This is a genomic window from Achromobacter sp. ACM02 (assembly GCF_014851605.1).
Taxonomy (GTDB): Bacteria; Pseudomonadota; Gammaproteobacteria; order Burkholderiales; family Burkholderiaceae_B; genus Achromobacter; species Achromobacter aegrifaciens.
Genome location: NZ_JACUZY010000012.1, coordinates 41,711 through 63,253 on the forward strand (window position 1 = coordinate 41,711; position 21,543 = coordinate 63,253).

The 21,543-nt window shown below is 67.2% G+C and carries 18 protein-coding genes; 2 read left to right on the forward strand and 16 right to left on the reverse strand.

The genetic code is table 11. The features are described 5' to 3' along the window. Positions 1 to 179 precede the first annotated feature (179 nt). The 16 genes from IB258_RS28345 to IB258_RS28420 form a co-directional block, all read right to left on the reverse strand. Positions 180 to 1,100, reverse strand: coding sequence for a bestrophin family protein (locus IB258_RS28345; RefSeq protein WP_192353506.1), 921 nt, complete (start codon positions 1,098 to 1,100; stop codon positions 180 to 182). A 6-nt stretch (positions 1,101 to 1,106) separates the two neighbouring features. Then, a complete protein-coding gene (locus IB258_RS28350; protein WP_192353507.1) occupies positions 1,107 to 3,395 on the reverse strand; it encodes an FdhF/YdeP family oxidoreductase in 2,289 nt (762 codons plus the stop codon). Between the two features lie 96 nt (positions 3,396 to 3,491). Continuing rightward, a complete protein-coding gene (locus tag IB258_RS28355; protein ID WP_175161863.1) occupies positions 3,492 to 4,406 on the reverse strand; it encodes a LysR family transcriptional regulator in 915 nt (304 codons plus the stop codon). 81 nt (positions 4,407 to 4,487) lie between these two features. Further along, entirely contained in the window at positions 4,488 to 5,984 is a 1,497-nt protein-coding gene (locus IB258_RS28360) for a PepSY domain-containing protein (RefSeq protein ID WP_192353508.1), read from the reverse strand. After that, a complete protein-coding gene (locus IB258_RS28365) occupies positions 5,981 to 6,256 on the reverse strand; it encodes an iron transporter (RefSeq protein ID WP_192353509.1) in 276 nt (91 codons plus the stop codon). Before IB258_RS28365 ends, IB258_RS28360 begins: the two co-directional genes overlap by 4 nt. After that, entirely contained in the window at positions 6,250 to 8,742 is a 2,493-nt protein-coding gene (locus IB258_RS28370) for a TonB-dependent siderophore receptor (protein ID WP_192353510.1), read from the reverse strand. Before IB258_RS28370 ends, IB258_RS28365 begins: the two co-directional genes overlap by 7 nt. Positions 8,743 to 8,828: 86 nt before the next feature. Then, the gene (locus IB258_RS28375) at positions 8,829 to 9,785 is read right to left on the reverse strand and encodes a FecR domain-containing protein (RefSeq protein WP_192353511.1); all 957 of its coding nucleotides are present in this window, start codon (positions 9,783 to 9,785) and stop codon (positions 8,829 to 8,831) included. Then, positions 9,782 to 10,297 carry a sigma-70 family RNA polymerase sigma factor gene (locus IB258_RS28380; protein ID WP_192353512.1) on the reverse strand — a complete coding sequence of 172 codons (516 nt, stop codon included), beginning with the start codon at positions 10,295 to 10,297 and terminating at the stop codon, positions 9,782 to 9,784. The genes IB258_RS28375 and IB258_RS28380 overlap by 4 nt, the downstream gene beginning before the upstream one ends. A 361-nt stretch (positions 10,298 to 10,658) precedes the next feature. Beyond that, entirely contained in the window at positions 10,659 to 12,320 is a 1,662-nt protein-coding gene (locus tag IB258_RS28385) for a long-chain fatty acid--CoA ligase (RefSeq protein WP_175161821.1), read from the reverse strand. 40 nt (positions 12,321 to 12,360) lie between these two features. Beyond that, the gene (locus tag IB258_RS28390) at positions 12,361 to 13,515 is read right to left on the reverse strand and encodes an acyl-CoA dehydrogenase family protein (protein ID WP_119451001.1); all 1,155 of its coding nucleotides are present in this window, start codon (positions 13,513 to 13,515) and stop codon (positions 12,361 to 12,363) included. Between the two features lie 15 nt (positions 13,516 to 13,530). After that, positions 13,531 to 14,355: an SDR family NAD(P)-dependent oxidoreductase gene (locus IB258_RS28395; RefSeq protein ID WP_054451226.1), complete on the reverse strand. Its 825-nt coding sequence runs from the start codon at positions 14,353 to 14,355 to the stop codon at positions 13,531 to 13,533. A 19-nt stretch (positions 14,356 to 14,374) separates the two neighbouring features. Further along, positions 14,375 to 14,794: a MaoC family dehydratase gene (locus IB258_RS28400; RefSeq protein ID WP_054451225.1), complete on the reverse strand. Its 420-nt coding sequence runs from the start codon at positions 14,792 to 14,794 to the stop codon at positions 14,375 to 14,377. 9 nt (positions 14,795 to 14,803) lie between these two features. After that, positions 14,804 to 15,247 carry a MaoC family dehydratase N-terminal domain-containing protein gene (locus IB258_RS28405; RefSeq protein WP_175161815.1) on the reverse strand — a complete coding sequence of 148 codons (444 nt, stop codon included), beginning with the start codon at positions 15,245 to 15,247 and terminating at the stop codon, positions 14,804 to 14,806. A gap of 10 nt (positions 15,248 to 15,257) precedes the next feature. Next, positions 15,258 to 16,442 carry a lipid-transfer protein gene (locus IB258_RS28410; RefSeq protein ID WP_054451223.1) on the reverse strand — a complete coding sequence of 395 codons (1,185 nt, stop codon included), beginning with the start codon at positions 16,440 to 16,442 and terminating at the stop codon, positions 15,258 to 15,260. Continuing rightward, positions 16,439 to 17,971: a class I adenylate-forming enzyme family protein gene (locus IB258_RS28415; RefSeq protein WP_192353513.1), complete on the reverse strand. Its 1,533-nt coding sequence runs from the start codon at positions 17,969 to 17,971 to the stop codon at positions 16,439 to 16,441. Before IB258_RS28415 ends, IB258_RS28410 begins: the two co-directional genes overlap by 4 nt. Positions 17,972 to 18,078: 107 nt before the next feature. Continuing rightward, entirely contained in the window at positions 18,079 to 19,128 is a 1,050-nt protein-coding gene (locus tag IB258_RS28420) for an AraC family transcriptional regulator (RefSeq protein WP_119451015.1), read from the reverse strand. A gap of 160 nt (positions 19,129 to 19,288) precedes the next feature. On the opposite strand from IB258_RS28420, the gene IB258_RS28425 reads away from it, so the two are divergent. Continuing rightward, positions 19,289 to 20,488: a CaiB/BaiF CoA-transferase family protein gene (locus IB258_RS28425; RefSeq protein WP_192353514.1), complete on the forward strand. Its 1,200-nt coding sequence runs from the start codon at positions 19,289 to 19,291 to the stop codon at positions 20,486 to 20,488. Positions 20,489 to 20,546: 58 nt separating this feature from the next. Continuing rightward, entirely contained in the window at positions 20,547 to 21,539 is a 993-nt protein-coding gene (locus IB258_RS28430; protein ID WP_192353515.1) for a tripartite tricarboxylate transporter substrate binding protein, read from the forward strand. The last annotated feature ends 4 nt before the right edge of the window (positions 21,540 to 21,543 follow it).

Here is a 21,543-nt window from a genome sequence, read left to right on the forward strand (position 1 = left end):
TGCAAGGATTGGAAGGGCCGTTCCGCCCGTCGTGACGCCGCATTGGACGCGGCTGGAGCCAACGTCGCTTTTGTATGCAAATTTTTACAGATCCGCACAATAAGCGATAAGCGGTAACACTGCAACGCTGGATTCTTGCGTGGCCATCGCGCGCCGTACCCGATCGGAAAAGATGCCAGCTAGAACAGCACGCCGTCCTGCGGCGACAACGGCGGCGGCAAATTCTTGTCGCCCAGCAATTCCCCGACGTTGATCTCGATGCCGCGGCACAAGGCATCCAGGGGCAGGTTGTTGGGCAGGCGGTCGAAGGGTTCCTCGATCTGTTCGCCCAAGGCGTCCAGCCCGAAGAACGTGTAGGACAGCACGCCTACCATGAACGGCGTCACCCAGCCTATGCTGCCAACCAGACAGAACGGCAGCAGCAGGCAATAGATGTAGACGGTCCGGTGCAGCAGCAGGATGTAGGCAAAGGGAATCGGCGTGCTGCGTATCCGCTCGCAGCCGCCGCCTATGTATGACAGCCGCGTGATCTGGGCATCGATGTCCGCGAGCAGGATGCTGTCCAGCCGCCCTTCCCGCCGCAACTGGGCATAGGCTTGGCTCAAGTCGCCCAGAAGCACACTGGGCGGATTCTCCGCCTGCATGATGCGGGTCGCAGTAGCGGCGGGCAGCCAGGGCTGCAGGTCTTCCTTGGGATCGCTCTGCCTCAGCATGTGCCGCAAGGCATGGGCATAGGCGATGAGGCCGTGCGCCAGTTCACGCTGGCGCGCGGCGGGCAGGCCGTCGGGAAGGCTCAGCGTCTGCCGCGTCAGGTTGCGGATGACGATGAGCAGCTCGCCCCAGAGCTTGCGCGCCTCCCACCAGCGTTCGTAGGCCACGCTGTTGCGGAACCCCAGGAAGATGGCCAGGGTCAGTCCGACCAGCGTCAACGGCACCGCGCCCAGCCCCACCCCGCTCAAGGGCAGCCGATGCTCCGCCAGCACCACGGCGGTGGCCAGCAGCATCATGGCGACGACGCGCTTCCAGATGATGGAAACAATCGATCCCTTCAACGTGAACAGCAGCAGCCAGGGAGAGCGGGATGCGGGGCGGACGATCATGACGGCTTACGCTTGGGCGCCTCCCTGCGCGGCTTTGCGGATGCGCACCGGTATCGACTTGTAGGAAGGCGTGCCGCATTCCTTATCGATATAGTCCAGCGGAACCAGGACATTGGCCTCGGGATAGTAGGCCGCGACCGAGCCCCGCGCGATGCTGTATTCAATCGCGGTGATGCCTGCCAGCCGCAGCGTCCGATTCCGCGACACGGTTTCTATGTCCACCAGATCACCGTGTTCCAGGCCCTGCGCGGCCAGGTCTTCCGGATTCATGAAAAGCACGTCGCGGCGGCCGAAGACGCCGCGGTAGCGGTCGTCCAATCCGTAGATCGTGGTGTTGTACTGGTCGTGGCTGCGTATGGTCACCAGCCGCAGCACCTCGTCCGGCCAGGGTTCATAACGCTCGCGCACGCCGGGGAATACCGAGAACATGGCCTTGCCGGTGGGCGTGTTCCACTTGCGCTCGGTCGGCGGCAAGGGCATGCGAAAGCCGCCGGGCACGCGGATGCGCGCGTTGTAGTCGTCGAAACCCGGAACCGTGCGCTCGATCAGGTCGCGGATGCGATCGTAGTTTTGCACCAGCCCCAGCCAGTCGACCTTGCTGTAGGGCAAGGTCGACCGGGCCATGGCGGCGACGATGGCCGGTTCCGAGCGCAGCTCGGCGGACGCCGGCTTGAGCTTGCCCGCCGAGGCGTGGACCATGGACATCGAGTCCTCCACCGTCACCGATTGTGGGCCGTCGGCCTGGACGTCGAGTTCGGTGCGTCCCAGCACCGGCAGCAGGAAGGTCTCGCGCCCCACCAGCAGATGCGAGCGGTTGAGCTTGGTACCCAGATGCACGCTGAGCGTCAGTTCCTTCATGGCCGCGAAACAGAGTTCGGGATCGGGCAGGGCCACGGCGAAGTTCCCGCCCAGGCAGATGAGCGCTCGGGCGGTGCCGTCGACCATCGCTTCCATGGCCTGCACCGCGTCATGGCCATGGCCCTGCGGCGGCGTGAAGCCGAACTCCGCTTGCAGCTTTGCCAGGAACTCCGGGCTGGGCTTTTCCGTGATGCCGACAGTGCGGTTGCCCTGCACGTTGGAATGGCCGCGCAGGGGGCAGATGCCGGCGCCGGGCTTGCCGAAGTTGCCGCGCATGAGCAGCAGGTCGGCGATCAGCTTGACATTGGCCGTGCCCGTGTTGTGCTGGGTGATCCCCATGCCGTAGGTGACGATGGTGGCGTTGGACTTGGCGTAGGCCTCGGCCACATGCTCCAGGTCAGCGCGCTGCAGGCCGCTTTCGGTTTCGATGTCGGCCCAGGAGGTTGCGTGCAGGTCCGCGGCCAGCGCGTCAAAGCCCAGCGTGTGTTCCGCGATGAACGGGCGATCCAGGACGTTGCCGCGCTGCGCTTCGAGCGCCAGCAGCGCCTTCATGATGCCCTTGAGCGCGGCTGCGTCGCCACCCGCCCGGACCTGATAGTAGGTCGAGGCGATATTGGTCGAGCTGAAGGTCGCCATTTCCACGATGCTCTGCGGATCGGCGAAGCGTTCCAGGGCGCGTTCGCGCAAGGGGTTGAAGACGATGATGGGAACCTTGCGGCGCGCCAATTCGTGCAGCGTGCCCATCATGCGCGGATGATTGGTGCCAGGGTTATGGCCAATGGAAAGGATGAGCTCCGCATGGTCGAAGTCCTCCAGCGAGACCGTGCCCTTGCCTATGCCGATGGACTGCGGCAAGCCCACGCTGGTCGCCTCATGGCACATGTTCGAACAGTCGGGGAAATTATTGGTGCCGAATTCCCGCGCGAACAGCTGAAACAGATAGGCCGCCTCGTTGGAGGCCCGCCCCGAGGTATAGAACTCGGCCTGGTCAGGCGCGTCCAGGCTGCGCAGCGCCTCGCCGATGCGTTCGAACGCGGCATCCCACGATACGGGAACGAATTTGTCCGTGGCCGCGTCGTAGGCCATCGGGTGAGTCAGGCGGCCGAAGTCCTCCAGCTCGTAGTCCGACAGCGCCAGCAATGAAGACACCGTGTGCTGGGCGAAGAAATCCGGCGTCACGCGCTTGCTCGTCGCTTCCCAGGTAACCGCCTTGGCGCCGTTCTCGCAAAACTGGAACGTGGAGCGGTGCTCCTTGTCCGGCCACGCACAGCCTGGACAATCGAAACCCGCCGGCTGGTTGGTACGCAGCAGGACGACGGGGGCCTCCACCACTTCCATCTGTTGCCGCACGGCCTGGGCCGTGGCCTTCAATGCCCCCCAGCCGCCCGCCGGACCGTCATAGGGGCGGATGCCGGGTACTTCACGTCGTTGTTTCATGGCTGGTCTCCTTCAAGCGCCCAATTCCCGCCAGCATGCGGCAACGACAAGAAATGATCTAATTTTTCCTGTGAACCTTTTGATAATCCATGGTTATCAAGGTTTGGCCGCCAGCGAGTGGTTGAGGACGGCCTCCAGGTCCATTTGGCCGGCGATCTGCCAGGCGGCGTCCGATAAGGCAGGCGGCTTGTCGCGCCGCAGCCTGACCAGGCAGACGTCCTCGGCGTGTTCGGGAATGATGGGATGCGCCAGCAGCCCGGCCCCTTCATACTGGGCGGGCAAGGCGCTCAGGGGCATGATGGAGAAAGCCCGCCCGCTCTGGCATTCCGTCAGCAGCACACGGATGTCGTTGCTTTGCAGCACCACTCGCGGCTTGGCTTCCACGCTCTCGAAACATTTGTTCAAGGTCTGGCGGTTTTGCATGTCCGGGCTGAGCAGGCAGAGCGGAAGTTCGCCCACTTCCGACCAATCCAATTGGCGCGGCAAGGAGGCCTGCTCGTTCGCCACCAGCACGTAGCGCTCGGCGTACAGCGGCATCACGTCAAAGTCGGCGCTGTCGAGCACGGACCGCTCATAGAGGATGCCCAACTGGATTTCCTGGGCCTTCAGCCGGCGCAGGATTTCCGGAGTGCTGAGCGAGGTGACTTCCAGCGTCAGCTGGGGAAGGATCTCCCGATACTGGGCGCTGAGCAGCGTCGCCGCATGGTTGGCAGTGGGAATGGCGCCTATCGCCAGGTGGCCTTGCGGCACGCTGCGCACGAGATCGGCCTCCTGCCGCAGTCCCTCCAGCGAAGCCATCACCTGCCGCACCCATTGGATCACCCGCTCGCCTTCGGGCGTAATGCCTTCGAAGGTCCGGTTGCGCTTGACGATCGTGATTCCGAGTTCGCGCTCCAGTTCGCGGATGCCGTTGGACAGCGCGGGTTGCGAGACATGACAGCTTTCCGCCGCCCGTCCGAAATGCCGGTATTTGTCCAGGGCCAGGAGATAGGAGAGCTGACGGATAAACATGGACATCCCCGGATTTCATCGTCGACTTCACGGCTTATAGCGCAAGCGGTTCAGGTCCGCTTGCAAGCCATGCGGCCGATCTTACTCCCGGCGCTTGCTGGCGCGATGCGCCATGTAGCCGAAGACGCAGGCGGCGGCGATGCTTGCCCCCCAGACCGCAAGATGCAGCGGCCGTGCCCAAGCCGACCTCAGGCTCGCGTCGAACGCCATCGCCAGCATATCGGCAGAAGCCGCGGCCAGCCATAGCAGCGCCGCCGCCCGCCATTGCTCCGTCCACAAGCGGCGCTCGCCTCGCACCAAGGCATGCACGCCGCAAACCATCCATGCCAGAAAGAAAGCCGTCACCTCGCGTTCATGCAACCCCGCCGCATGTGGCCACGCCAGGCGATTGGCCAGCAGGTACGCGGCGCAGGCGCACGTCGGGCCGCAGATCATCGCCACATTCAACCGGTGCGCAGCGCGGCCGAAGCGGGAGGCGGCCGCCGCCGGCCGCGCCGTGTACAGGACCAGTCCCGTCGCGATCATGGCGGCGCCTGACAGGGCCAGCAGGAAGTACAGCGCGCGCAGCAGCGGCGCGGCGTAGTAGCCATAGTGCAGCCCTCCGAGCGTCCGGATCAGTTGCAAGGATCCAGGATAGGCGGTTTGCGCATCGACGACCCGGCCCGTCGCCGCATCCAGGCTGACGCGGTCGGGAAAGGCCAGCAGGCGGTCATCGTACCGGCGCCAGACATCCGCAAGCGCGCCTTGAGTGCCAGGCTGCCTGACCGTGATCGCGGCGATCTTGCCCGCGCCCAGTTCCGCCTCGGCGCGCTGCGCCAGGGCGGCCAGCGGCAGCATTGCGCTCGCACCGCTGCGCGGCGAACTGGCCGGCGGCTGCGGAAACACGTCCGCCACCATCGCCGCCACGTCGCCGCCATAGCGGCTTTGCACGCCTGCGGGCAGATAGCCCAGCAACAGCGTGCTCAAGGCGGTGAGCAGGATCATGCAATGAAACGGCAGCGGCAGCACCGACAGGACGTTGTGCGCATCGAGCCACGCGCGGCCGGGCGAAGCACGCGGCCTGAACAGGAAGAAATCCGCGAAGAAGCGCCGGTGCACAATGACGCCCGAAACCAGCGCCGCCAGCAGCGCCAAGGTAGAGGCGCCGACCACCCAGATGCCGGCCTGGCCAGCATGCAGGCTGTAGTGGAACTCGACCAGGAAGTCGCCGCCCTCGGTGTCACGCGGCACGATCTCGCGCCCCCTGGCCGGATCGAGCAGCACGGCGCCGCCGCCCTTTTCATCCTCCCATGACAGCCCCAGCAGGGAACGGCGCGCATCCGGCAGCTCGATGCGCCAGGAAGCCGCCGCCGCGGCATTGCGCGCCAGCCAGTCTTGCGCGCGCTCCAGGGTTGACGGCTGGTCCGCTCGACCAGCCGCGGAACTCTCCGGCTTCATCCAGAGGCTGATTTCAGGCGCGTAGACACTGAGCGCGCCCGTCAGGAACACTGCAAACGCCAGCCAGCCGAACAACAGGCCGACCCAGGTATGCAGCCAGGCCATGCGCTGGCGCAGGCTTCCTTCCGGATAGGCGTTCATGCCGCCGCTCCCCACGCCATGGCCCAGCAGCCCGCGCAGCCTGCGGCAATGATCAGCCACACGCGGCCCACGCTGCGGGCCGCGAAAGCCCATATCGCGAGGCCCACGTGCGCGGGAATGGCGGCCAAGGCCGGATAGAGGATGGCGTCGGCAGGCGCCAGCGGCAGTCGCGCCGCCGCTGCCACAGCGGCCCAAACCAGCGCATAGGCGCCCAGCGTGGCCGCGCCCGCACGCGCCGTCACGCCGCGCCAATTGCCGTGCGGCCTCACCATGCGTACCGCAGCGTGGCCAACACCAGCCGCCCGGCGCCGTAGGTGCACGACGTGGTGGTCACGCAAGTGCCCACATACGTGCGGTCGAACAGGTTGCTGGCGTTCAGCGACAGCGTCATGCCCCGCATCGCGGGCTGCATCCGGCCCAGGTCGTAGGACAGGGCGGCATCGACCAGCGTCACCGCCGGAATGCGCAAGGTGTTGGCCGCATCGCCCCAGTCGGCGCCGATGTAGCGCACGCCCGCTCCCAGTCCCAGACCCTGCAGCGGCCCCTCCTGCACCTTGTATGCCAGCCATGCCGCGGCCTGGTGCGCCGGCGCGTAGTACTGCTTCTTGCCCTGCCGCGACTGCGGCGCGTCATCGACGATGTCGACGTTGGAACTCTTGGTCACCACGGCGTCGACGTAGGAGTACGAGGCGATCACGTCCCAGCCGCGCGCGAGGCTGGCCTTGCCTTCCAGTTCGATCCCGCGCGAGCGGACCTCGCCCGCCTGCAGCTGGAAGCCCGGAGGACGGCCCGGCGTGGTATCGCTGGTCAGCACGTTGGTTTGCGTCAATTGATAGGCCGACAGCGTCACCATGCTGTCGCTGCCCGGCGGCTGGTACTTCAATCCCGCCTCGATCTGCCGGCCCTTGGTCGGCTGGAATGGGTTGCTCTCGTAGTCGGTGCCTCCCGTGGGCGCGAAGGACGTCGAGTACGCCACATAAGGCGCCAGGCCGCTTTCCAGCATGTAGGTCAGGCCCGCCCTGCCGGTAAAGGCCGAATCGTTCTGCGCGACCTTGCCGGACGTCAGCAGATTGCGGGTCGTGCCGCGCGCCATGTCGTAGCGGCCGCCCAGCGTCAGCAGCCAGTTGCCGTACGAGATCTGGTCCTGCGCGTAGACGCCGGACTGTTCGGTGCGCTGGCGCGAATCGATGCGGGGAATCAGGTCCGAGATGCCCGGCCGGGGCCGCCCATACACCGGATCGTAGAGGTCCAGCGGCGGCACGCCGGCGATGACGTTGGCGAACTGGTAGGTGTCGCGCATGTCCAGATAGTCGAAGCCAGCCAGGAACTCGTGCCCGACCTGGCCGGTGTTGAAGCGCGCGACGGCCTGGGTATCCACGTTCAGCGTCGCCCCGGTGCCCTTGCCCTGCGACATCGAACGCGACCAGGTGCGCATGTCCACCGGATTGAGCATATAGCCCACGGTGGTGCGCGCCTCGCCCCGCATGTGGCTGTAGCGCAGTTGCTGCCTGACGGTCCAGGTGTCGTTGAACTGGTGCGAAAACAGATAGCCCGCCGAGTACTGCTCCCGGTCATAGGTATCCCAGCCGGGTTCGCCGGTATAGCGGTCGCGGGGAATGCGGCCGTTGGGATTGGAGTAAAGCGTGCCTGCCGCCGGCAGATTGCCGTACATGGGCACCTGGTGGTCCTTTTGATAGAAGCCCAGCAAGGTCAGCGAGGTGGCCGCCGACGGCCGCCACGTCAATGCCGGAGCGACGAAGGTCCGGTCCTCTTCCGAGTAATGGGCGGACTGGGCCGCATCGCGCTGCAATGCGACCAGGCGATAGCTCCACTGTCCGTCCTGGTCCATCGGGCCGCTCAAATCGGCGGCAGCCTGGATCCGGCCATAGCTCCCGGTCTGCAACTCGATCTCGCGCTGGGGCGCCGGCGTCGGCAGCTTGCTGACCATATTGATGAGGCCGCCGGGCGTATTCTGGCCGTACAGCACCGAGGACGGCCCTTTCAGCACCTCCACCCGCTCCAGCCCGTAGGGCTCGATCTGCAGCATGCCGAAGCTGTATGCGCCAAATGGCAGCCGGGCGCCGTCCAGGTTGTTGCGCGCGGCGTGGCCGCCGCGCAGGTAGATGTTGTCGTAGCGCAGATCGGCGCTGCCGCCCGGCGAATAGGCGCCCGGCGTGTAGGCCAGCGCCTCGACGATGCTGCGCGCGCCTCGCATCGTTATCTCGTCGCGCGTGACCACGTTCACCGTCTGCGGGATCTCCAGGATGGGCGTGTCGGTCTTGGTGCCGCTGGCGCTGCGCTGCGCCACGATGCCGGCTACGGGTCCGTAGGCCGACTCGTCCGTGCCCTCCACCCGCACCGCCGGCAGCACTGCCGCCGGCTCGTTGGGCACGCGCCTCAGCGTGTAGACATTGGCGCCATCGCGCCGCGCCGCCAACGGCGTGCCCGCCAGCAATTTGGCCAGCCCGGCCTCGACCGTCCATGCGCCTTGCAGCCCGGCCGTGCGCAAGCCTTCGGCCAGCGCCGGGTCGAACGAAAGATTGATGCGAGCCACCCCGGCGAAGGCCGACAGCGCCGGTCCCAGCGGGCCCGCCGGAATGTCGAACCGTGCCTGGACGGCTGCGCCGGACGTATTCGCAGCCGGCTGCGCGTGGATGGCCGGCGCCACTGCCACCAGTGCCGCGCAGAGCGCGCCAGCGGCGGCGCGGCGGTTCGTGCGGCAAGCTGGCCTGGCCACGTTGTTCTTGCTTGAAAGCATGCTGATCCCGACGAAGTACGAGCGAAGGTGCTATATGGACTTGTCGGACGAAGCGAAAAAAGGGGCCAAAAATCCGCGCGCCACGGTCAGGCCGGCGCCACGCTGACCCAGTAGCGGCTGCGCGAAACCACCCGCACCGGCAGGCTGCGCGACACCGCCAGCAGCACCGCATCGGTGTCATCCACCTGGAACCCGCCCGAGATGCGCAGATCGGCCACCGCCGGATCGCAGCGCAACAGGCCCGGGCGATAGCGCGCCAGCTCCTTCAGGAAGTCGGCCAGCCTCATGTCGTCCGCATAAAGCACGCCATCCAGCCAGGCTTGCGGCGGATGGACATAGGCGCGAGGCGCCAGGACTTCACGGTCCGAAAACTCGGCGCATTGCCCTGCCGCCAGCACGACGCCCGCCGCCGCCGCACGCGGCTGCAGCCGAACCTGCCCTTCGATCACCGCGACCCGGCTGCGCGCATCCAGTTGCCGCACGCCGAAGTACGTGCCCAAGGCCTGCACGCTGCCTTCGGCGGTGCGCACCCGCAGCGGCCGAGGGTCCGGCGGCGCCGCATGGGCCGAACGCAGCAGGATTTCGCCCTCCCGCAGCAGCACCAGACGTTGTTCCGCCGAATAGTCCAGGTCCACCGCCGAGGCGGTATTGAGCGCCAGCACGCTGCCGTCCGGCAGCTGGAACTGCCGGCGTTCGCCACTGCTGGTGGCGTAGTCCGCCGTCCAGCTTTGCCAGGGCGCCGTGCGCCATGCCAGCCAGCCCGCCGGCACCCCCACGATCAGCCCCGCCAGCACCCGCAGACCCGCGCGCCGCGTCGCGTCCGCGTTCATGGCGGCCCGCCCCAGCCCCGGCGGCAAGCCGCCGAACTTGGCCAGGACAGCCTGCGCCCGGGTCCAGGCGCGGTCGTGCTCGGGGCTGCGTTGGCGCCAACGCTCACAGGCCAGCTTGTCCGCATCGGAGAAGCGCCCCGAATGCAACCGCACCAGCCAATCCGCGGCTTCGCCCGCGATCTTCGGATCGATGGCGTCCGTCGCTGCCGTCATGACGCCGCCAGGATGCAATGCTTGAAGGCCTCGGCCATGTAGCGCTTGACCGTGCGCACGCTCACCCCCATCTCGACGCCGATCTGCTCGTACGTCAGGCCGTCGAGTTGCGACAGCAGGAATGCGATCCGGGCCTTGTCCGGCAGGGCCGCCAGCAAGGCGTCCACCTCGCGCAGCGTCTGTAGCACCATCAGGCGCTGCTCTTCCGACGGCGCATGCCGCGCCGGCATGGCCGCGAGGGCGTCGAGGTAGGCCTGCTCCAGCGCATGGCGCCGGTACAGGTCCACCATCAAGCGCTTGGCGATGGTGGTCAGGTAGGCGCGCGGCTCCTGCAACTCCGGCATGGCGCGCCGGCGATAGCTGCTCAGCAACCCGACAAACGTGTCCTGGGCCAGGTCGGCGGCGTCGGCGCTGTTGCCCAGCCGCCGGCGCAGCCAGCCGAACAGCCAGCCGTGATGCGCGTCGTAGATGCGCTGCACGGCGACGGCGGAAGTCGGGTCGGGGGGAGGCATGGCGAGGACGTGGTCGGATTACTTCGATAATGGGAATTAATCGCAATTATCACCACAAACCGACTCACCCGCAATCTCCTGCCCGCGCAGGTTTCTGAATACGGCATCGTTGGCCCCGCTACGGCGGACTACGTCACCCGCGGCCTGGCCACAGCGCATGAACAGGGTGCGGGGGCGGTCGTGCTGCGCAACAACCGGAAACGGTACAGCTGCGCTGTCTGAGCACGCTGGCCATGGCAGGCGCGCAGAACAGCTCGACCATCGTCTTCCCCTTCCCGTGGAGATTGGCCGCCAGCTCAAAGGGCTGGCGGAGCAAGGCTGGGAGTCCACCGCCGGCCCCTGAGCTGCCGGACACGCCGAGCTAGGCCGCCGTCTTGCCCTCCTCCTGCAGCTGCCGCCACAGGATCTTGCCCGTGCTGGACTTAGGTAAAACCTCCACGAACTCCACGATGCGCGGCGCCTTGTAGGCAGCCATGCGCGTCCGCGCCCAGGCAATCACATCTTCTTCGCGCACGCTGCCGCGCGCCTCGTCGCGCAACACCAGCAGAGCCTTCACCGTTTCGCCGCGGCAGGCATCCGGCACTCCGATCACGCAGGCCTCGTGGACTGCCGGATGCTCGTACAGCGCGTTCTCGACCTCCGCCGGCCAGACCTTGTAGCCAGATGCGTTGATCATGCGCTTCAGGCGATCGGTCACGTAGAAATAGCCATCTTCGTCCACGCGGCCCAAATCGCCGGTTCGGAAATAGCGCTGCCCGTCCAGCATGAAAAAGGCTTCCTCATCGGCCTGCGGATTGTTCCAGTACCCCAGCATGACCTGCGCGCCGCGCGTGACGAGTTCGCCGGTGTCGCCCTGGGGCAGTTCAACCAGCGTGGCCGGATCCACGATCCGCGTGTCCACGCCGAAGGTGGGGACGCCTATGCATTGGCGCTTGTTGCGGTCCAGCGGATTGCAGTGCAGGAACGAGGCGGTTTCCGTCAGCCCATAGGCCTCGTTGTAGGTGATGCCGTAGCGGCTGGCCAACATGGCAGCGACAGCCTCGGGCATGGGGGCTCCGCCGCCGCATAGCTGCGCCAGGCTGGACAGGTCCAGCTTTTCGATGCCGGGTTGCGCGAAGAAATCCACGACCATCGCGGGCGGCGCGGCCCAGACGCTGACGCGATGACGCGCCATCAGCCGCCCGGCCACTTCGCGGTCCCAGCGCGGCAGTACCACCACCGTGGCGCCCAGCAGGATGGGCGTATTCATGCAGCTCTGCATGCCCAGCAGATGGAACATCGGCGCCACGCCCATGATGACCGCTTCGGAGGTCAGGCCGCGCCATAGCTGCGAACCGGCCAGGGATGCATTCATGGTGCCGTGGGTATGGCGGCAGCCCTTGGGCCGGCCAGTGGTGCCCGAGGTATAAGGCAGCAGGCAGAGGTCCTTCGCCCCGGCCCGGTGCGGCAACGGCTGTACGTTGACCGCCAGCGCGCCGTACCAGGGCACGCCGCCGCGCACATCGGGTGCGCGCCTGGGCGCGGCGACCCATTCGGGCGCATCAGGAGCCGGTCCCTGCAAATAATCCGAATAGGTGTGGACGATGACACGCTCCAGGCGTCCGTCAGCGGCGAAACCGTCCAGCCGCGCGCACAGTTCCTGGGCCGCGAAGGCCACGCGGGCACCGCTGTCCGCCAGGTAATGCGCCAACTCGTCCGGCGTGCTCATGGCATTGACCGGCACCACCACCGCCTCGGCGCGCAGGATCGCGTAGTACGCGATGACAAACTGCGGACAGTTCTGGCTCAGCAACAGGACGCGGTCGCCTGCCTTCACGCCCGCGCTGTGCTGCAGGTAGCCGGCCATGGCGTCGACCTCGCGCTTGAGCCGCGCGTAGTCCAGCACGGTGTCGTAGAACACGATGGCGGCCTTGCCCGGATAGCGCGTGGCGGACGCCTCCAGGTTGAAGTACAGGCTGGACTGCGGCGGGCTGATCTCCTTCGGCAGCCCCTTGGGCCAGTACCGATAATGCGCTTGGTGCATCTTGTCTCCTCATCGTTGTTCTGACTGTCCGCCATGCGCCTCAGGCGGTCATGGCGCGCGCGATGATTTCCTTCATGATCTCGTTGGAGCCGCCGTAGATCTTGCCGACCCGCGCATCCGCGTACAGCCTGGCTATCGGGTATTCAAGCATGTAGCCGTAGCCGCCGTGCAATTGCAGGCATTCGTCGATCACCTGGCAGTTCATCTGCGTGGTCCACCACTTGGCCATGGCCGCCGTGGACAGGTCCAGCGTGCCCGCCAGCTGGCGCTCGATGCAATCGTCGACGAAACGCGCCGCAATGGTGGCGACTGTCTCGCACTCGGCCAGCTTGAAGCGCGTGTTCTGGAGTTCGATGAGCGCCTGGCCGAAGACCTGCCGGGAGCTCGCGTAGGCCAGGGTTTCCTCGATGGCGCGACGCATGGTGGCCACGGCGCCCACCGCGATCAGCAGCCGTTCGCGCGGCAGCTGCTGCATGAGCTGGGCGAAGCCGCGGCCCTCGACGCCACCCAGCAGGCAGTCCTCGCCCACGCGCGCGCCATCGAAGAACAGCTCCGCCGTGTCCAGGCTTTTCTGACCCAGCTTCTCCAGCAACCGCCCGCGCCTGAAGCCCGGCAGGTCCTGCGTTTCCACCATGATCAGCGACACGCCCCTGGCCCCCGCCTGGGGATCGGTCTTGGCGACCACGCAGACCAGGTCCGCGTGCAAGCCGTTGGTGATGAAGGTCTTGGAGCCATTGAGGACATACTGCTCGCCCTGCTTGACGGCGGTGGTGCGCACGCTCTTCAGGTCGGACCCGGCTCCCGGCTCACTCATGGCGATGGCGCCCACCAGTTCGCCCGTGGCCATGCGTGGCAGCCACCGCCGCTTCTGCTCTTCCGTGCCGTAGTTCAGTATGTAATGCGCCAGGATGGCGCTGTGCACGTTGTTGCTGAAGCCGTGCACCATGGCGCGCGCCTGCTCCGCCGCCACGATGGCCTCGTGCGCGAAGTTGCCTCCGCCCCCGCCATAGGCCTCGGGCATGCTCACGCACAGCAGGCCCAGCCGGCCCGCCTTGTTCCAGACCTCGCGGTCCGCGTGCTGCTGCTTGCGCCAGCGCTCTTCGTCGGGCACGAACTCCTTTTCGAAGAGGCGGCGCGTCGAATCCTGGAACAGCGTCAGGTCCGCATCCATCCAGCCTTGCCGTGGCGTGTCCATAGCGCTCCCCCCTTTTCAAGGACGGCCGCCGCCGACGACCAGGACCTGGCCGCTGACGTAGTTGGACTCGGGCAGGCAGAAAAGGTACACCGCACCTGCGGCTTCCGCCGGCGTGCCGGCGCGGCCGATGGGAATCAGGCTTTCGGCGTTCTTCAGCACTTGCGGATTGACGCCCACCTTGATCTGCCGGCCTTCGATATCCAGCGTGGCATCACCGTCGGCCGGCGCTTCGGTCAGGCGCGTCTTGATCAGCCCGAAGGCCACGCTGTTGACGTTTACCTTGTAGCGACCCCATTCCTTGGCCAATGCGCGCGTCAGCCCGTTGATGCCGGCCTTGGCGGCCGAGTAGTTGGCCTGGCCGGCATTGCCCATGACTCCGGAAGTCGACGAGATGTTCACGACCTTGCGGAACACTTCCCTGCCCTGTTCCGCTTCGGCCTTGGCCGCGACCCGGATGAAGCTGGAGGCCGCCCGCAGAATGCGGAACGGTGCGGACAGGTGCACCGCCAGGATTGCGTCCCATTGTTCGTCCGTCATCTTCTGGATCACGTTGTCCCAGGTGTAGCCGGCATTGTTGACGATGATGTCCAGGCCGCCATAGGTGTCCACGGCGGTGCCGACGAAACGTTCGGCAAAGCCCGCTTCGATCACGCTGCCCGCGCAGGCCTGCGCCTGGCCGCCCGCCTTGCGGATCAGCGCCACGGTTTCTTCCGCAGGCCCCGCGTCCAGATCGTTCACCACCACGTTGGCGCCTTCGCGCGCCAGCTTCAGCGCAATCTCCTGCCCGATGCCGCGTCCCGCGCCCGAAACCAGCGCGACCTTGCCTTCCAATGTACCCATCGTTCTCTCCTTTCCTGGGCTACTGAATTGCCAGCACTGCCACGCCGCTCAGGCGCAGTTCGCCGGTCTGGCTGCGCGCATGCAGCTCCACCCGCAAGCGGGTTTCTCCCTGCGCTTCAAAGCGTTCCACCACGCTGCCGGAACAGCGGACCTCGTCACCCACGTGCGTGATCGCCACGAAGCGCACGGCGTACTCGCGCAACGCCGATTGCGGCGCCCAGTTCGTCAGCAGCCGGGCCAGATAGGCAGCCGACAACATGCCGTGGGCGAAGACGTCGTCCATGCCGGCGGCTCGCGCGAAATCCAGGTCCACGTGTATCGGGTTGTGGTCGCCCGAGGCACCGCAATACAGCGCCAGCCCCAATCGGCTGATCGGCCCCGCGGTAAAACCGGGCAGCTCGTCGCCGGCCCTGGCGTCATGATTCATGGCCGCAGTCATTCCTGTCTCCTAGGCGTTACGCACGACGGTCGTCGCGCGCAGTTCGGCGACCAGGCGCCCCGCGGCGTCGGTCACCCGGGTTTCGCGCACGACGAACTCCAGCGCGCCGCCCTTCTTGGCGTAGATGTCGGCGATGCGCGGTTCAAAGCGCAATTCGTCGCCGGCATGCGCCATGGCGTGGTAGACGAATCCCTGTTCGCCGTGCAGCACCCGCGCTATGTCTATGCCCAGCAATTCACGCATGGCTGCGGGCCGGGGGCTGTCCATTTCCAGGCAGAAGAAGAAGGTCGGCGGCACCGGCAGTCCCCGGTAGCCGGCCGCTCGCGCGGCGGCTTCGTCGGTGTAGACCGGGTCGTCCTGGCCGGTGGCCTTCGCAAAGAAGCGCAGGCGGCCTGCCTCCACGGTCGCGTTGAACGCCGGCAAGGCGGCGCCGATATGGCTGGTATCGAGCATTGCGTTCTCCTCAGGCCGCCTGGTACAGCGTCACCACGCAGGCGCCGCCCAGTCCCAGGTTGTGCTGCAGCGCCAGCCTGGCGCCTTCGACCTGGCGCAAGTCCGCCTGGCCTCGCAGTTGCCACACCAGCTCGGTGCACTGCGCCAAGCCGGTTGCGCCCAGCGGATGGCCCTTGGACAGCAAGCCGCCGGATGGATTGGTCACGACCTTGCCGCCGTAGGTGTTGTCGCCTTCCAGGATGAACTTCTCGGCGCTGCCCTCGGGCGTCAGGCGCAGGCCTTCGTAGGTGATCAGCTCGTTGGCGGTGAAGCAGTCGTGCAGCTCGACCACGTCCACGTCGTCAGGGCCGATACCGGCGGCCTCATAAACTTGGTCGGCTGCGGCCCGCGTCATGTCAAAGCCCACCACTTTGCGCATGTCGCCGGCGCCGAAGGTGGACGGCGTGTCCGTCGTCATGGCCTGCGCGGCAATGCTGACGGCGGGCGCCAGGCCGTGGCGGCGCGCGAACTCGTCCGAACACAGGATGGCGGCCGCCGCGCCGCAGGTCGGCGGGCAGCATTGCAGGCGCGTCAGCGGATCGAAGATCATGGGCGCGGACAGCACCTCGTCCAGCGTGACCGGCTGGCGGAACACGGCGTAAGGATTGCGCGCGGCATGCTGGCGCGCCTTGACCGCGATGCGGGCGAAGACGTCGGCGCCGATGCCGTGCTCCTTCATGTAGTCGCGGCCCGCGCCGCCGAAGAACTGGGCGGCGCGCGGCTTGGCCGTGTCATAGCCCTGCATTTCGCTCATCGCCAGGACGAAGTCCTGCAGTGGCGACGGGCGGTCCTCGTACACGCCTTTCAGCGCGCCAGGCACCATCTGTTCGAAGCCCACCGCCAGGGCGCACTCCACCGCCCCGCTTTCCACCGCCTGCCGCGCCAGGAACAGGGCCGACGAACCGCTTGCGCAATTGTTGTTGACGTTGAACACCGGAATACCGCTCAGCCCCACGCCGTAGACCACCGCCTGGCCGGCGGTCGAATCGCCGTAGACATAGCCGGCGTAGGCCTGCTGGACCGCGTCGTATTGCAGCCCCGCGTCCCGCAGGGCCTGGCGCACGGCGCTCGCGCCCATCACGGTATATGCCTCGCTGGCGCCGGGCTTGCTGAAAGGAATCATGCCGACCCCTGCCACCCATACTTTCCGATTCATGTCTGACTCTCCTGATGAGCGGGCGCAGCGACGGCCGCGCGCCTGGATTCATGGTCTTGTCTCAGCACGGACTTCAGCACCTTGCCGGCGGCCGACATGGGCAATTCGCTGAGGAACTCGTAGGTCTTGGGACATTTGTAGGCGGCAAGCTGCAGGCGGCAATGCCTGTCCAGGGCGTCGGCGTCGGCGGCCATGCCTGGATGCGGCACGATTACCGCGTGCACAGCCTCGCCCCAGCGCGCGTGCGCCACGCCGATGACCGCGCAGCGCGCCACCAGCGCGTGGCGGGCCAGCACGCCTTCCACTTCAGCGCCGTAAACGTTTTCGCCGCCACTGACGATCATGTCCTTGAGGCGGTCGACGATGTACAGGTATCCATCCTCGTCCTGGCGGGCTGCGTCGCCCGTCAGCAACCAGTCCCCGTCGAACGCGCGACGCGTTTCTTCAGGCCGGTTCCAGTAACCCTGCATCACCATGGGCCCGCGCACCGACAGCTCGCCAACGGCGCCGGGCGCCGCCTCGCTGCCGTCGGGCGCGAGAATGCGCGTCTCCACGCCTACCGCAGGCCGTCCCGCCGATTCGGTGCGTGCGCCGCCCTGGCGCACGTCTGCATTGATAGCGACGGTGGCGGCGGTTTCGGTCATGCCGTAGGCATGCACGAACTCTGCTTGCGGAAAGGCCGCCAGCGCCCGGTCAAGCAATGCCCGGGAAATCGGCGAGGCGCCCCAGATCACGCGCCGCACGCCGTCCAGCCGGTACTGCGCGAATCCGGGTTCGTCCAGCAGCATCTGGATCATGCTGGGCACCAGCAGCACTTCGGTTACGCCGTCGTCCTGCAGGGCCTGCAACACCGCGCGGGGCTGGAAGCCGCGCTGGACCGCCACCGATGCGCCCGCGACAAACTGTCCGATCAATCGACCCAATCCGGCAACATGGAATAGCGGCGCGACCAGCAGGGTGCGGCTGTCGGGCGGCGTGGGGACCGTAGCCATCCTGGCCACCGCAGCGCTCCAGAGGTTCGCGTGCGTCAGCATGGCGCCCTTGGGCGCGCCGGTCGTGCCGCCGGTAAAGAGGATCGCGGCCAGCGCGTCGCCGCCCGCACGGACATCGTCCAGCGGCGCGGCCGCGGCGGCGTGCGCTTCCAGCACGTCGGCGGACAGCGGCTGCGTGCTGGCAGGAACGTCCACATCGGCCATGCGCGGGGCCATGGTCTCGTCCACCAACAGCAGGCGCGGACTGCAGTCGGCCAGTGCCTGCGCAAGCTCCGGGCAGCTCCAGCGCGTGTTCAAAGGCAGCACGGCCGCCCCCAGCCACCAGCACGCCAGGATCCACGACACATAGTCCGCGCCGTTCGCGCCCCAGAACGCTACGCGATCGCCCGGCAGCACGCCATGGCCGCGCAGCACGGCGGCCTTGCGCGCGGTCCAATCGATCAGCGCCGCGTAGGTCCAGCGCCGTGCGTCTTCGCACAGCGCGATCTTGCCGGGGTGCAGCCGGCCTGCACGATGCAGGCCTTGTGTCAGATACATGGTGCTCGTCTCCTGCGGCGCCGTGCTCCTTGCGCGGAACAGCGTGCGTTCGTCCTCGAGCCCCTAGCTTCCTCCTTGGGGCCGGATCGCGGCAATGGCCGCAGGCGTCAAACCGATAGGCGAAAAGTGTCAGCGGCTTGCCGGCCTTCGGGGCCGCAGACCAGGCGGTTGCGGCGGTATTCTCCCGGCGACACGCCGGTCCATTTCTTGAAGGCGCGGTGGAAGGTGCTGGGTTCGGAAAAGCCCAGACGCTCGGCGATATCCATCAGGGATAGATCGTGGCGGCCCAGGTATTCGACTGCGGCATCGCGCCGCAAGTCATCCTTCAGGGCCTGGAAGCCCTGCCCCTCTTCACGCAAGTGCCGCCGCAGCGTCTGCGGCGTCATCGCCAGTTGCGCGCTGACCTGGATCAGCGACGGCAACTCCCTGGACAGATCGTTGCGCAACAGGCGGCGGATGCGATCGGTCAGGGTGGTGCGGTCCTGGTACTTCACCAACAGGTCGAACGGCGCATTGGCCAGAAACGGCTTGAGCGTCTGTTCGTTCTGCACCACCGGCAAGGCCAGCCAGCGCGACTCCAGCCACAGGCCCGTCACCGGCTGGCCATAGCGCACCGGCGCATAGAACAGCCTGTGCGCATCGGCGCTGCGTGCGCCGCTGCTGTAGTCCACGCCCAGAATGGGAATGCGCCGCGCCGCCAGCCAGTTGGCCACGCCCAGCGTGAAGAATAGAAAGGAGCGTTCGCCATACCAGCGCGCACAGCTGCTGGGCGCGCGCGAGTCGAGCACGATGCGCGCCCGCTCGCCACTCACGCACAAGCGGGCGGTGAAATCCCGCAGCACGCCGTGGTAGTAGCGGAACGCCACGCGCAGCGCCTGCCCCACCGTGTCTTCCCGCAGCGCGAGCCGGCAGGCATGGTCGAACGCCCCCATGGGAACCGGATGCTGGCCCATGCCCAGGAAGTCGTCCCGGGTGGCGCGGCGCAGCGTCCGCATGATCTGTGCGAGCTGCGCCTGCGATACCCGCGCCATCGGCGCCTGCAGCAGGGACGGCGGCACGCCGGCGCGCGTCAGGACCCGGTCCACGTCCACGCCCCGGCTGCGCGCGCCTTGCAGGATCTGGGCGATATGTCCCACGGCGATGGTGTGATGGGTCATGAGGATATCCAGCGGCCGGCGTACGCCGATGGATCGATGGTAGCCAAAGCCTGCGCGCACAGGAATGGCCGGCGTGAGCATTCTCGCCAAGCGCAATCAGCGAATCCGCCATTGGTCAGCCGGAAAGCCGCGCCTAGACTGGCCCGAACCCCGAATGGGCATGCCACTTCGTATTTACGGGAGTCCCTCTTTGGATACACCGAACACCGCCCCGCTCGCGGGCGTCAGGATCCTGGATCTGTCGCGGCTGCTGCCCGGCCCGTTGGGCGCGCAATACCTGGCCGACCTGGGTGCCGACGTCATCAAGATCGAGGATACGCAGGCGGGCGATTATGCGCCGCCGCCCCTGCGCGCCATCTGCAACCGCAACAAGCGCGGGTTGCGGCTGGATCTCAAGCATCCCGAGGGACAGGCGGCGCTGGCCGCGCTGGCGCGCGGCGCGGACGTGGTGATCGAGAGTTTCCGTCCAGGCGTGGCCGCGCGGCTGCAGGCCGACTACGCCACCCTGGCGCGCCACAATCCCCGGCTGGTCTACTGCAGCATCACGGGCTACGGACAGGACGGTCCGCAGCGCGACGCCGCCGGCCACGACCTGAACTATGCGGCCTGCGCCGGGGTCGCCGACCAGATGGGCTGCGGGCCCGATCTGCCGGCGCTGTCGAACCTGCCCGTGGCCGACATACTTGGAGGTTCGCTTACGGCGGTAATGGGCATCCTGGCCGCGCTGTACGACGCCCAGCGCAGCGGGCGCGGACGGTACATCGATATCGCCATTGCCGACGGCCTGCTGGCCGGCGCCGTCGTGCCGCTGGCCACGCTCAATGCCCGCGGCGACACGCGGCCGGCGGGCGCGGATACCCTGTCCGGCGGGCTGGCCTGCTATGGCCAGTACCGCGCTGCGGACGGGCGCTATCTGGCAGTCGCCGCGCTGGAGCTGAAATTCTGGCAAACGCTGTGCCGGCGGCTGGATCGCCCCGATCTGGCGCCGCTGCACCGCGACGGCGACGCGACGCAGCAGGAGCGCGTGCGCCGCGAATTGCAGCAGATCTTCGGATCCCGGCCGCTGGCGCATTGGCTGGAACTGTTTGAAGGCGCCGACTGCTGCGTGTCGCCCGTGCTCAAGCTGGCGGAGGGCCTGACGCATCCGCAGTTCGTCGCCCGCGGCATGCCGCTGCAGACCGAGCATCCGGTCTATGGCCGTAACACCCATGTGGCCAGCCCGGTGAAGATGTCGGGCTTCCAGTTCGCCATACATCGCCAGGCTCCGCTGCCGGGCGAACACACCGATCAGATCCTGCGCGAGGCCGGCTACAGCGAGCCGGACGTCGCCAGCCTGATCGGGCGCGGCATTGCGCTGTAGGCACATACGGCCAGCCCCGCCCGCCACCCAAGCGACCATAACCAGGACGGAGACAATCATGAAAGATCCACATCGCAGCCTTCCCTCGCCCCTGCGCCGCAGCCTGCTCAAGCTGGGTGCGGCCTTGCCCGCCACGCTGGCCTTGCCGCGTCAGGCCAGCGCCTCGGGCTTTCCGGCCCGCCCCGTCACGCTCATCGTGCCGTTTCCGGCGGGCGGCGCGACGGACACCCAGATGCGCGCGCTGGCGATCGCTGCCTCGCGCGAACTGGGCCAGACGGTCGTGATTGCCAACCGGCCGGGCGCAGGCGGCACGCTGGGCCCGGCGGCCATGGCGCAGACCGCCGCACCCGACGGCTATACCGTGTCGGTGGTGGTAGGCACGCTGTTCCGCTACCCCTTTCTGCAGCAGGTCAACTACGACCCGCTCAGGGACTTCACCTACGTCGCCTGCATGACCGCCTACTCGTACGCCATCGTGGTGCGCGAGGACGCGCCCTGGCGCACGCTGGACGAGATGATCGCCGACGCGCGCGCCCATCCCGACAAGATCAGCTACGGCGGCACCGGCACCGGCGGCTCGGGGCGCATCGCGATCGAGCGCCTGTCGCGGCTGACGAACACGCGCTTCAATTTCATCCCCTACAAGGGCGCGGCCGAAGAGACCACCGCGCTGCTGGGCGGCCATATCCAGATGATCTCGGATGCGGGCTGGGGGCCGATGATAGACACCGGCAAGGCGCGCTTGCTCGCGGTGTTGGGTGAAACCCGCGCCAAACGCGTGCCCGACGTGCCCACGCTGACGGAACTGGGCTATCCCATCGTCGCGGCCAATCCAGTCGGCATCGCCGGACCGAAGGGCATGGATCCCGAGGTCACGCGCATTTTGCAGCAGGCATTCCACCGCGCGTCCCGCGATCCGGAATACAACCGCGCGCTGGAAACCGCCGACCAGCCGCACATGCTGATGGACAGCGCCGCCTACACCGACTTCGCGGTCCGGCAGGTCGCGGAAGAAAAGAGATTCGTGGCCGAACTGGGCCTGAAGACGTAGCCGC